This window comes from Clostridium sp. UBA871 (assembly GCF_002295255.1).
In the GTDB taxonomy this organism is placed as follows: Bacteria; Bacillota; Clostridia; order Clostridiales; family Clostridiaceae; genus Clostridium_J; species Clostridium_J sulfidigenes.
Genome location: NZ_DBFV01000011.1, coordinates 797,735 through 810,559 on the forward strand (window position 1 = coordinate 797,735; position 12,825 = coordinate 810,559).

Here is a 12,825-nt window from a genome sequence, read left to right on the forward strand (position 1 = left end):
TATGAGTATGTTAATAACCAGTGGTCTAGCTAAAACCTATGGAATGAATGAAACTGCAGTAAAGGCGTTAAAACCTACGGATTTAGAGATTAAAGAAGGAGAATTTGTAGCCATAGTAGGACCTAGTGGCTCAGGAAAAAGTACATTACTACATCTTCTTGCAGGATTAGATAAGCCTTCAGCAGGAAAGGTATTTATTAATGAACAAGATATTTATGAGTTAAGTGAAAATGAGTTATCTAGATATAGAAGACAGAACGTAGGATTTATATTTCAAGCTTTTAATTTAATTCCTATACTTTCAGCAGAGGAAAATATAAAACTTCCAGTATTAATGGATGGTAAAAAGGTAGATGAAGGGTATATTGATGAAATTATGGATGTTCTTGATATAAAAGAAAGAAGAAAACATCTTCCAGGTGAACTATCTGGAGGGCAGCAGCAAAGGGTATCCATTGCTAGAGCACTAGCTAATAAACCGTCCATAATATTTGCAGATGAACCTACAGGAAATTTAGACAGTAAAAATAGTAAAGAAGTATTGCAACTACTAAAATCAACCATAGAAAAGTATAATCAAACACTAATCATGATTACTCACGATGGTAGTATAGCACAAATGGCAGATAGAATTATTACTATTACTGATGGAATGATTATAGAGGGTAAATAAGAAGAATGTTACATAACTAATATAAAGAAATAGTTGTGTAACATTTTTTATTTGCAATACTTTGGTAGTTAGAAAAGAATAATTTTTATAAAAACTGTGGCTTGATAATATGGTAAAATTTTACAATATAATTATAAAATATGTACCATAATATATTATATTTATATTTAATTAAGTTTTATGAAACATATTGTTGACAAGTATTTGGAATATTTATTAAATACCTTATTTAATAAATAGCTAATATATGTTAAAATGATTATAAGTTTATGCAGATGTAAATTTATAATTAAGAGGGTGTTTATGTGAGCATTATAACAGTTAAGATAAATGGAATGGAATATAACCTTAGAGGAGAAGAAAATGATGAGTATCTACAAATGGTTGCTCAATATGTAGATAATAAAATAAATAGTCTAATGTTTAAGAATTCTAAAATAAGTCGTCCTGATGCTACTATTCTTGCAGCAATTAATTTAGGAGATGAGGTTTTTAAAAATAAAGAGGCCTGCGAAAGGGCAAATGAAAATTATAAAATGATTGCAAAGGAACAAAAAAATCTTATTTCCGAAGTAGAAGGACTAAAAAGAGATTTACAGGCTGCAAAAAAAGAAAATGAAGACTTAAGAAAAGTTAACACTTCGGATAAAGATGAAGAGATAGGAAAGCTAAAGGATGAGGTTACATATCTTAAAGAGCAATTAGAACTTATGGATCAAGTTGTTCAAGAGTTAAAAAAGGATAATAAAAAACAAATGACCTTTAATAAAAAGCTTCTATCTGAAAATAATAATTTAAGATATGACCAAATAGCTAGAGTAAGACAGCTAGAGCAACTTAGTCATGAGATTGAGGATAAAAACCTTCAGCTTATGAAAAATGGACAAGTTAATGTAAGAAAAAAGTAAAAGTTTAGGTGATAATATTATATTTATATATTATCGCCTATTTTTTATTTTAGGATAATTAGCTATATTTATGAATTAAATATAATTTTATTCTTTAATATTGTGATAATTAAAATTTTATGGGCATAGGTATTAGGTAAAACCATAATTCTTAGGGGGATTATACATGAAAGTTTTGCTATGTGCTAGAAGTAATTATATAAATTTAAGTTCAGGAGATACTACTATAATATTTAAAATATACACTTTTTTAAAAGAGAAAGGGGTTAATGTAGATATATGTGGAGCCAATGAGGAGGCTAATTATGATGATTATGATATAGTACATCTATTTGATATTAAAAATATATTTGATGCTTATAAACATTTTAAATTGGCTAGTAATAGTAAATGTAGTATAGTAGTATCACCGATGTATTTTAATATGGAGAAGTTTTTCGAATATAGTAATAATATGGAACGAAAAAATCTATGGAATAATTGCAAAGCTTATAAGGAATTAATTTTGAAGAAGAGTAAAATCATATTTTGCAATAGTATATACGAAAAGTCTTTAATAACCAAGGATTTCACTACAAAGGGAGATATTAAAGTTGTTTATAATGGAGTAGATATAAATTATGATGAGGTTCCGTTATATAATTTTAAGGAGAGATATAATTTAGATAATTATATATTGTGTGTAGGAAGAATTTGTGAAGTGAAAAACCAATTAGAATTAAGTAAGATATGTAATGAAATAGGAGTAGACTTAGTTTTAGTTGGAACGGCATCAGAGGAGCGTTACTTAAAAGAATGTTTAGCTTATCCGACTACACATTATTTAGGATTTATGAATGACTATGATTTGTATAATGCATACACCTTTTCTAGTGCTCACGTATTAGCTAGTTTTTCAGAAGTTACAAGTTTATCATCCCTTAAGGCAGCAGCTTATGGATGTAACATAGTGGTTACGGAGGAAGGGGCTTCAAAGGAATATTTTAAGGATATGGCAATATATTGTGATCCTTATAATCATAATAGTATAAAATTAGCAGTAGAGAAAAGTAGGGCAGAAAGAAAAAATAATAAACTAAAAGAATATATAAGATATAATTATAACTTGAAGAATATGTTAGAAGGCATATATGAGGGATATTTAAAATTGATGAATTAAGATGTATAGGGGCTAACCAATAAAAAGGTATTAGCTCCTATTATTTTTTACAGTTTGTAACAAAGAGAATTGTGATATAATAATCCATGAGAAGTAAAAAATAAGTACTAATAAAATAAGTATGACTTTTTTAATATAGAATAAAGACATTTCTTATTGATAGGAGTTGAGAACATATGGATAAAATAGAATTATTAGCGCCAGGTGGAAGTAAAGAAAGTATCTATGCTGCTGTTCAAGGTGGTGCAGATGCTATATATATGGGCGGGAGTAAGTTTTCTGCTAGAGCCTATGCAAATAATTTTAATGAAGAAGAATTAATAGAAGTAGTGAATTATTGTCATTTATATAATGTTAAAGTATATATAGCCTTTAATACTGTGATAAAAGAAGATGAGTTAGGTGAAGCTTTAGAGTATGGGAAGTTTCTATATGAAATTGGTGTAGATGCTATTATAACTCAAGATATGGGATTATTTAAAATTATAAAAGAAGCTATACCAGATTTTGAAATTCATGCATCCACACAAATGACTATACATAATGGAGAAGGGGCTATATTTTTAAAGAATGAGGGCTTTCAAAGAATAGTTTTATCAAGGGAGTTAAGTCTAGATGAAATAAGATATATTTCAAAGGACTTAGATATAGAAACAGAAATATTTGTCCATGGAGCATTATGTATAAGTTATTCTGGACAATGCCTTATGAGTAGTATCATAGGAGGAAGAAGCGGAAATAGAGGAAGATGTGCACAGCCCTGTAGATTACCTTATACTATAATAAAAAAATTTAGTGGAGAAAATAGAGAAGGGTATTTATTAAGTCCAAAGGATACTTGTACTATAGATGAAATTAAAAGTTTAATTGAAAGTGGGACTTCATCATTAAAGATAGAAGGTAGAATGAAAAAGCCTGAATATGTAAGTGGTGTTGTAACTACCTATAGAGAAGCTATAGATAGTGTGTATCACAACAAATGTTTTGAGATAGCACCTAAAAAGGCCATATTAAATCAATTATTTAATAGAGAAGGGTTTTCAAAGGCATATCTTAGAGGAAACATTGGAAGAGACATGATGGCATATAATTGCCCCAAAAATACAGGTGTATTTTTAGGCACCGTTGAAAAAGATTTAACCATACAGCTTCAAAAGGATATAAAAGCCCAGGATGGAGTTAGAACTGATAATAGTGGATTTACAATCACAAATATTTTAAAGGGGAAAGAAAAGGTTAAAGAAGCCTCTAAAGGCGAAAAAGTGAAGCTTATGCCTACTAAATATAAGGTTGGAGATAAAGTATATGTAACTTCAGATACTGAACTTTTAACTAAACTTCAAAAAAATTATGAAGATATTTATGGTGTAAAGTTACCCTTAACTATAAAGGTTAGATTTGCTCCAGGAGAAAGATTTTATTTATCTACGGTTTATCAGGAAAAAGAATTTGAAGTCTATGGAGAAAATGTAGAGGTTGCAGCTAATAAGCCTATGGATAAGGAAGCCATAATTAAAAATCTCAATAAGTTAGGGGATACTCCTTTTAAACTAGAAAACATTGAATTTGAAACCTTTGAAGAAGGATTTTTAAGGGTATCATCTATAAATAGTGTAAGACGTGAGCTTATTGAAGATATAATGAAGTATATTAAAATTCGTGATAAACGGCATGTGGAAGAAAAGGCTTATAAAGAATTTAATAGGAATTCTAAAGAAGCTAAAGATATATTTAATGATGAGTATCTAATATGCGTTAAAACTCTAGAACAATTAAAAAGTGTATTAAGTTTTATAGATGAAAATCCAGATATAGATCCAGCTATAGGAGTAGATTTATTTAAAAAGGGTGGAGGTTTTAATTTAGAAGAAGTAGATTATGAAAATTTATATATGATTGTTCCTAATATAATAAAAAGTGAATTTAATTTAGTTACTGAAGCTATAGAAAAGAATATTTCTAAAATTAAGGGGTTAATTACAGCTAATTTAGGTATAATAAATGTGTTTAAAAACAGACTTAACATAATTGGAGATTATAAGTTAAATATTTTAAATAGTGAAAGCTATGATTTTTATAATAGGTATACAGATATATCAGCTTTAAGTGTAGAACTTAACAATAAAGAAATGTTTTCTATAGCTAAAAATATTAAAACTCCAGTGCAAGTAGTAGTTTATGGTAAGTATGAACTTATGGTAAGTGAATACTGTGTAATTGGCAGTACCTTTGGTGATAAGAGCTCTACTTCAAACTGTAATTTCAGATGTGACAAGGATAAGTTTGTATTAAGAGATAGGATGAATGAAGAGTTTCTGGTTACTACGGATAAATATTGTAGAAGCCATATATATAATACATTACCTGTAAATATAGTTCCATTCATTAAGGAATTAAGGAAAAATAATATTAACAATTATAGAGTTGACTTTATAGATGAAGATTATAATCAGGTTTTAAAGGTGATGAAATATATATTTAAAGATGAAGATGTAGATTTAGGGAAAACTACAAAAGGACATTATAAGAGGGGAATTGAATAGAAAGTAGGGGATAAGAAATGAATGAAAAGACCTTTAAAGTACTTGAGTATTATAAAATCAAGGAAATATTAAAAAAGTATACAGTTACAAAAGCGGGGAAAGATTTAATTGATAATCTGAAACCATATAACAATCTCTATGAAATCAAAGAGCATTTAGAGGAGACTAAGGAAGCATTAATTTTATTAACTACAAAAAGTGCACCACCCTTTGAAGGAATATATGATGTTAGGGAAGCGCTTTTAAGAGCTAAGAAAAATTCCACACTTATGCCAGTAGAATTACTTAGAATTGGTAATATGCTTAAAAGTTCTAGAAATTTTAAGGAATATGTACAGAGTAAGGACGATGAAACAACTTATAGAGTTTTGGAAGATATAATAGCAGGTATAGTTCCCTTTAAGAATATTGAAGATGAAATCTTTAGAGCTATTATTGGAGAGGATGAAATTGCAGATAGAGCTAGTGAAACTTTATTTATAATTAGAAAGAAACTAAAAGATAAAAGTTCTTCCATTAAAGACAGAGTTAATAGCATGGTTAGGACCTACTCTAAATATCTTCAAGAAAGTCTTTATACTGTAAGAGGAGATAGATATGTACTTCCTGTAAGATCTGAGTATAAAGAACAGGTTAAGGGTTTGATCCATGACCAGAGTGGTACAGGTGCTACATTATTTATAGAGCCTATGGGACTAGTAGATCTTAATAATGAAATAAGAGAACTTAGAAATAAAGAAAAGGCAGAAATAAATAGAATTCTTAAGGAACTTACTTTAAAAATTGCAGGTAACATTGATGTTATAGAGAATAATGGAAGTATTATATGGGAATTAGATTTTATATTTGCAAAAGCTAAATATGCCAATGAATTAAATTGTATATGTCCAGAGGTAAATGATAAAGGAATTATAGATTTAATAGAGGCTAGGCATCCTTTAATAGACCAAAAGGTAGTAGTACCAAGCACTATTTATCTTGGTAGAGAGTTTACTTCTTTAGTTATTACAGGTCCTAATACAGGAGGTAAAACTGTAACACTAAAAACTGTAGGTTTAATAGAGCTTATGGCTATGAGTGGAATGATGATTCCTGCAAGAGCAGGTTCAGCTGTTAGTGTATTCTCAAATATATTTGCTGATATTGGTGATGAACAAAGTATAGAACAAAGTTTATCTACTTTCTCATCTCATATGACTAATATAGTAAATATTATTAATGAAGCAGATGAAAATACTTTAGCACTTTTTGATGAGCTTGGTTCAGGAACAGATCCAACGGAGGGTGCAGCTCTTGCTATGAGTATTTTGGATAACTTAAGGGATAGAAATACAAAAATAATAGCAACTACTCACTATAGTGAACTTAAAGGTTATGCTTTAAAGACTGTTGGAGTAGAAAATGGCTCTGTAGAATTCGATGTTGAAACTTTAAGACCAACTTATAATTTGCTTATAGGTGTGCCAGGTAAATCTAATGCCTTTGAAATATCAAGGAGGCTTGGTCTTCCAGAGTATATTATAAATAGTGCTAAAGAAAATATTTCCACAGAGAGCTTAAAGTTTGAAGAGTTAATACAAAATCTTCAACAAAAGAGCATTAAAGCAGAAAATGATGCTAGGAAGGCAGAAGGTTTAAAAGCAGAAGCAGAAAAACTAAAAAATAAATATGAAGAAAAGTTATATAAGTTCGAAAATGTTAGAGAAAAAGCTATCTATGAAGCACAACGAGAAGCTAAAGAGCTTATAAAAGCTGCTAAGGAAGAAGCTGATTCCATTGTTAAAAATATAAGAGAACTTGAAAGGTTAGGCTATTCTTCAGAAGCTAGAACTAAAATAGAGAATGAAAGAAAGAAGATAAAGGATTCTCTTGATAACATGGAAGAAAAATTAAGTAAAAAAGATGAGCCTAAGGGAGAAGGATTAACTTCTGTAACTCAAGGACAGGAGGTATATCTTCCATCTTTAAATCAGAATGTTATAGTAGTATCCGAGGTGGATAATAAGGGAGAAGTTCAAGTTCAAGCTGGAATAATGAAAATCTCTGTAAAGCTTAAGGATTTAAGGAAGGGAAAAGTGTCTAGTGAAGATAAGAAAAAAGCTAAGGTTCAAAGAAGAGAAGCTAAGCTTAATCTAAAAGCAGTATCATCTTCAGTAGACTTAAGGGGTATGGATTCCGAGGAGGCTATTTATACCACAGATAAGTATTTAGATGAAGCTTATCTTGGTGGTCTCGGCGAAGTTACAGTAATTCATGGTAAAGGAACAGGAGTACTTAAGAGTTCTATAACTGATTTATTAAAACATCATCCCCATGTTAAAAGCTATAGACTTGGTAATTATGGAGAAGGTGGAACAGGAGTTACTGTGGTTGAGTTAAAGTAATACTAGAGTATAGGGGTTGACGAAATGATTTTGGTAAGTGGATGTCTTTGTGGTATTAACTGCAAATATGACGGTAACAATAATTTAAATGAAAAAATTCTTGAACTTTTAAGACAAGGGAAGGCTATACCAGTATGTCCAGAGCAACTTGGAGGACAGGCGACTCCTAGAGAAGCTCATGAGATTGTAAATGGTGATGGTGCTATGGTCTTAGATGGAAAATGTAGGGTTTTAGGAAGAGATGTAAGTGATGATGTAACTGGTGAATTTATTAAAGGTGCAGAGGAAACATTAAATATAGCTAGAGAGTTAAAAATTGATACAGCTATTTTAAAGGCAAGGAGTCCATCATGTGGAAAAGGAATTATATATGATGGTACTTTTTCAGGTGGTAAAAAAACAGGTAATGGAGTAACTGCAGAGCTTTTAATTAGAAATAATATAAAGATTTATACTGAAGATGAATTGGATAAATTCTTTGAGGAAAATAATATTTAGTTTTATAGTTAGGTGGGGATTTTATGAATTATAGTGATGTTAGAAAAGAAGCTAGAGTTAATTTAAATAATAGCTGTAAAGTATGTAATGTATGCAATGGAGTTGTTTGTGCAGGAGAAGTGCCAGGTATGGGTGGAAAAGGTACTGGAAATGCATTTACAGAAAACATTAGAGCTCTTGAAAGATATAAGCTTAATATGCGCGTAATTCACGATGCTAAGGATCCAGATACAGCTATTGAGATTTTTGGTAAGAAGTTAGATATACCAGTTTTTGCAGCTCCAGTTTCAGGAACTACTCTTAACATGGGTGGAAAGTATTCTGAAGAAGAGTATATTTCTTGGGTTATTGGAGGTACTTTAGATGCAGGTATATACCCAATGGTAGGAGATACAGCAGTAGATACATTTTTAACAACTAATTTAAAAGTGTTAAAGGAGTTTAATGGTGAAGGTATTGTATTTATAAAACCATGGGAAAATAAAAATATAATTGAAAAGATAAAATTAGCTGAGGAGTCAGGAGCATTTGCCGTAGGCGTGGATATAGATGCCTGTGGACTTATAACTTTAGCTCTTCATGGGAAGCCAGTAATGCCTAAAGGAGTAAAGGAGATAAAGGAATTAGTTAACAGTACTAAACTTCCATTTATACTAAAGGGAATTATGACAGTAGATGAAGCATTACTTGCAGTAGAATCAGGTGTAGATGCTATAGTAGTTTCTAACCATGGAGGTAGAGTTTTAGATGAAACTCCAGGTGTAGCAGATGTTCTTGAAGATATAGCAAAAGCAGTAAAGGGTAAAGTTAAGATTTTAGCTGATGGAGGAGTAAGAACAGGAGTAGATGTACTTAAATTCTTAGCCCTTGGTGCAGATGCTGTATTAATAGGAAGGCCTTTTGTAACTGCATCCTTTGGTGGTAAAAGAGATGGTGTAAAAACTTATGTTCATGGATTAAAGGGAGAGTTGAAATCTGCTATGGTACTTACGGGATGTAAAGATGTAGATAGTATAGATAAGAGAATTATATTCCAAAGAAAATAATCGAATAAGTAAAGTTTTTTAAAGTAATAAAAATTTTTAATAGATATCTTAAATTGTATAATTTAAGATATCTATTTTTGTTAATTTTAAATAAAAAATACACTATTACACTTTAGCAGTTAAAATTGACTCAGAAAGGATTACACATTATACTTAAAAGTAAGAAAATATAAAATATTATAAAAAAAGTGTTGGATATCTACTACTTATTTCAATTTTTTAGTAAACCTATACATAAGGAGTGAAAATATGGTTAAAAGTTTAGAAGAATTGTTAGAATTAGCAAAGAAAAAAGAAAAGAAAACTATGGCAGTAGCAGTAGCACAAGACAATGTTGTTCTAGAAGCAGTGATAAAGGCAGTGGACATGGGTATCATAAATGCTATATTAGTTGGAAATGAAGAGAAAATTAAAACTATAGCAAAAGATTCTAATATAGACTTATCTAGAGTAAGAATAATTAATGAGTGTGACATAACTAAGGCTGCAGCAAAGGCTGTGGAATTGGTTACAAAGGGCGAGGCTAATTATGTAATGAAAGGATTACTTGGGACTTCAGATTTATTAAGAGCTGTACTTAATAAGGAAGCAAATCTAAGAACAAATAATTTACTATCTCATGTAATGGTGTATGATGTAAAGTCTTATGATAAGCTGTTACTTCTTACCGATGGAGGAATGGTGCCATATCCAGAATTAAAAGATAAAATAGGAATATTAAAGAATGCAGTAACAGTGGCAAAAGCACTAGAGATAGATATGCCAAAGGTAGCACCAATTTGTGCTGTAGAAGTAATTAATCCATCAATGCAGGCAACTTTAGATGCAGCAGCTCTTTCAGCAATGAATAAGAGAGGACAAATTAAAGGTTGTATAATAGATGGTCCACTGGGACTTGATAACGCTATATCTAAGGAAGCGGCTCACCACAAAGGAATTGTAAGTGATGTAGCAGGAGAAGTGGATATACTTCTTGTACCTAATATTGAAGCTGGAAACTTCCTAGGAAAGTCTATGACTTATTTTGCTGGTGCTGAAAGTGCTGGAGTAATTGTAGGTGCAAAATGCCCCGTAGTATTGGTTTCTAGAGCAGATAGTGCAAAATCCAAGCTTTATTCAATAGCATTAGGTAGTATTTTAGGGTAAACAATTATTGGGGAATAATTGAAGTAGGATAGTTAATTAATTATTAAAAGATAAATTGTAATGGGGGAATGTGAATATGAAAAAGGTTATAATGACTGGTAATGAAGCCATCGCTAGAGGTGCCTATGAAGCTGGATGTCATGTAGCATCAGCTTATCCAGGAACACCTAGTACAGAAATATTAGAGAACTTTGCATTATATGAAGGTGTATATGCAGAATGGGCACCAAATGAAAAGGTTGGTTTTGAAGTAGCATCAGGTGCATCTATTGGAGGAGCAAGAGTGCTTACTACAATGAAGCATGTAGGACTTAATGTGGCTGCTGACCCATTATTTACTATGGCATATGAAGGAGTTAACGGAGGTTTTGTAGTTGTAACTGCTGATGATCCAGGAATGCACTCTTCTCAAAATGAGCAAGATAACAGATTTTATGCTCCTCATGCTAAGGTTGCAATGGTTGAACCATCAAACTCACAAGAATGCATTGACTATATGAAGGAAGCATATGAAATAAGTGAAAAATTTGATACATTAGTTTTATTTAGAGTTACAACTAGAATTTCACACTCTAAAACAGTAGTAGAGGTTGGAGATAAACAAGCTGTAGAAGTGAAGCCATATGAAAAAAATATTAAAAAATATATAATGACTCCAGGTCATTCAAAAATTAAACACTATGAAGTAGAAGAGAGATTAGAGAAGCTAAGACAATATTCTAATACTACAAAGCTTAATAGAATGGAAATGGGCAATACAAAGATAGGTATAATTACTAGTGGTATTTCTTATGAATATTGTAGAGAAGTTTTTGGAGATAATGCATCATACCTAAAGATAGGTTTCTCTTACCCATTACCAGATGAAATGATTAAAGAGTTTGCATCTAAGGTAGAAAAATTATATGTAGTAGAAGAGAATGATCCATACTTAGAAAATTCAGTTAAAGCTTTAGGAATTAGCTGCATAGGTAAGGAAGTTATTCCTATATGTGAAGAACTAAATCCAGCCATTATTAGAAGAGGTATTTTAGGAGAAGAAAATAAAATAACTTATACAGCAGATACTAATCCACCTTCTAGACCACCAGTGCTATGTCCAGGATGTCCTCACAGAGGAATATTCTATGCAGTATCAAAATATAAGGATGTAATAGCTTCTGGAGATATTGGATGCTATACTCTTGGTATGAATGCACCACTTAGTGTAACTGACACTGTAATTTGCATGGGTGCTTCTATATCAGCTGGTGTAGGAATGGAAAGAGCTAGTATAGTAGCTAATAGAGAAGATAAAAAGGTATTTGCATTTATTGGAGATTCAACGTTCTTCCATTCAGGAGTAACTGGATTAATTGAAAGTGTTTATAACAATACACCGATAGTAACTGTAATTCTTGATAACAGAATCACAGGAATGACAGGGCACCAAGAAAATCCAGGAACAGGTAGAACCCTTCAAAATAGAGAAGCTCCAATGGTAGATATTGAAGCTTTAGTCCTTGCATGTGGTATTAAAAAGGAAAATATAAAGGTAGTAGATCCATATAAAATAGAAGAAACTTCAAAGGCTGTAAAAGAAGCTCATGATAGCACAGAACCTTTTGTAATTATTACAAAACAACCTTGTGCTTTGATAAAAGACGTATTAAAGAAAAGAGCTAACTTAAAGTGTAAAGTTGATGTAGAGAAATGTAAGAAGTGTAAAATGTGCTTAAAAACAGGATGTCCAGCATTGAAATTCCAAAATGGTGTAGTGGAAATAGATGAAAGCATGTGTAATGGTTGTGAAATATGTAAGCAAGTTTGTCCATTTGATGCTATAGAAAAGGTTGGTGAATAATATGAAGGAAGTAAAAAGTATATTATTTATAGGTGTAGGAGGACAAGGAACTATCCTAGCTTCAAAAATATTATCTGAAGGCTTGTTAAGAAATGGCTATGACGTTAAAATGTCTGAGGTTCATGGAATGGCTCAAAGAGGAGGAAGTGTTACTACTCAAGTTAGATTTGGAGAAAAAGTCTATTCTCCTTTAATAGAAAAAGGAAAAGCTGATGCCATAGTTGCTTTTGAAAAAAGTGAAGCACTAAGAGCACTACCTTATTTAAAAGAAGGTGGACATTTAATAGTAAATGATTATGAAATTCATCCTGTACCAGTACTAATAGGACTAGAAAAGTATCCAGAGGGTGTAAATGAGGCACTAAGATCTACAGCAGAAAATACAGTTATAATTAAAGCGGCAGAAATTGCAAAAGATCTAGGTAATATGAAAGCACAAAACGTTGTATTACTAGGAGCGTTACTTAAAGCCCTAGATATAAAGGAAGTAAATTGGGAAGAGGTTGTAGCTTCATTAGTGCCAGCAAAGGCTGTAGAGTTAAATAAGAAAGCTTTAGTTGCAGGAATGGAAGTATAGAGGAAAATCAGAAGAGTTAATTTCATGATTGAAGCTTGTTCATTATAA

At 31.1% G+C, this 12,825-nt stretch carries 10 protein-coding genes; all 10 read left to right on the plus strand.

Annotated elements, in window-relative coordinates; all coding sequences use genetic code 11:
• The first annotated feature begins 1 nt into the window (after position 1).
• The 10 genes from B3086_RS16850 to B3086_RS16895 all read left to right on the plus strand — a co-directional run bounded on the left by B3086_RS16850 (position 2) and on the right by B3086_RS16895 (position 12,777).
• On the plus strand, positions 2-673 hold the full coding sequence (locus tag B3086_RS16850; RefSeq protein ID WP_346848601.1) for an ABC transporter ATP-binding protein: 672 nt from the start codon (positions 2-4) through the stop codon (positions 671-673).
• A gap of 305 nt (positions 674-978) precedes the next feature.
• Positions 979-1,581, plus strand: a complete 603-nt coding sequence (locus tag B3086_RS16855; protein WP_346848602.1) for a cell division protein ZapA — start codon at positions 979-981, stop codon at positions 1,579-1,581.
• A 166-nt stretch (positions 1,582-1,747) separates the two neighbouring features.
• Positions 1,748-2,740, plus strand: coding sequence for a glycosyltransferase (locus tag B3086_RS16860; RefSeq protein ID WP_346848603.1), 993 nt, complete (start codon positions 1,748-1,750; stop codon positions 2,738-2,740).
• Between the two features lie 176 nt (positions 2,741-2,916).
• Entirely contained in the window at positions 2,917-5,283 is a 2,367-nt protein-coding gene (locus B3086_RS16865; protein ID WP_346848604.1) for a U32 family peptidase, read from the plus strand.
• A gap of 17 nt (positions 5,284-5,300) precedes the next feature.
• The gene (locus B3086_RS16870; RefSeq protein WP_346848605.1) at positions 5,301-7,667 is read left to right on the plus strand and encodes an endonuclease MutS2; all 2,367 of its coding nucleotides are present in this window, start codon (positions 5,301-5,303) and stop codon (positions 7,665-7,667) included.
• Between the two features lie 24 nt (positions 7,668-7,691).
• Entirely contained in the window at positions 7,692-8,165 is a 474-nt protein-coding gene (locus tag B3086_RS16875; protein WP_346848606.1) for a DUF523 domain-containing protein, read from the plus strand.
• Positions 8,166-8,188: 23 nt separating this feature from the next.
• On the plus strand, positions 8,189-9,211 hold the full coding sequence (locus B3086_RS16880) for an alpha-hydroxy-acid oxidizing protein (protein ID WP_346848607.1): 1,023 nt from the start codon (positions 8,189-8,191) through the stop codon (positions 9,209-9,211).
• A 249-nt stretch (positions 9,212-9,460) separates the two neighbouring features.
• Complete coding sequence (locus B3086_RS16885) at positions 9,461-10,357, plus strand: phosphate butyryltransferase (protein ID WP_346848608.1); 897 nt, start codon at positions 9,461-9,463, stop codon at positions 10,355-10,357.
• Positions 10,358-10,433: 76 nt separating this feature from the next.
• Complete coding sequence (gene iorA / locus B3086_RS16890) at positions 10,434-12,200, plus strand: indolepyruvate ferredoxin oxidoreductase subunit alpha (RefSeq protein WP_346848609.1); 1,767 nt, start codon at positions 10,434-10,436, stop codon at positions 12,198-12,200.
• Between the two features lies 1 nt (position 12,201).
• Positions 12,202-12,777, plus strand: a complete 576-nt coding sequence (locus B3086_RS16895) for an indolepyruvate oxidoreductase subunit beta (RefSeq protein WP_346848610.1) — start codon at positions 12,202-12,204, stop codon at positions 12,775-12,777.
• Positions 12,778-12,825: the final 48 nt, after the last annotated feature.

What these genes read in the sequence shown, in the direction of transcription:
- B3086_RS16850 (WP_346848601.1), top strand. Translation starts at nt 2, where the DNA reads ATGAGTATGTTAATAACCAGTGGTCTAGCTAAAACCTATGGAATGAAT.
- B3086_RS16860 (WP_346848603.1), top strand. Translation starts at nt 1,748, where the DNA reads ATGAAAGTTTTGCTATGTGCTAGAAGTAATTATATAAATTTAAGTTCA.
- B3086_RS16865 (WP_346848604.1), top strand. Translation starts at nt 2,917, where the DNA reads ATGGATAAAATAGAATTATTAGCGCCAGGTGGAAGTAAAGAAAGTATC.
- B3086_RS16870 (WP_346848605.1), top strand. Translation starts at nt 5,301, where the DNA reads ATGAATGAAAAGACCTTTAAAGTACTTGAGTATTATAAAATCAAGGAA.
- B3086_RS16875 (WP_346848606.1), top strand. Translation starts at nt 7,692, where the DNA reads ATGATTTTGGTAAGTGGATGTCTTTGTGGTATTAACTGCAAATATGAC.
- B3086_RS16880 (WP_346848607.1), top strand. Translation starts at nt 8,189, where the DNA reads ATGAATTATAGTGATGTTAGAAAAGAAGCTAGAGTTAATTTAAATAAT.
- B3086_RS16885 (WP_346848608.1), top strand. Translation starts at nt 9,461, where the DNA reads ATGGTTAAAAGTTTAGAAGAATTGTTAGAATTAGCAAAGAAAAAAGAA.
- iorA (WP_346848609.1), top strand. Translation starts at nt 10,434, where the DNA reads ATGAAAAAGGTTATAATGACTGGTAATGAAGCCATCGCTAGAGGTGCC.
- B3086_RS16895 (WP_346848610.1), top strand. Translation starts at nt 12,202, where the DNA reads ATGAAGGAAGTAAAAAGTATATTATTTATAGGTGTAGGAGGACAAGGA.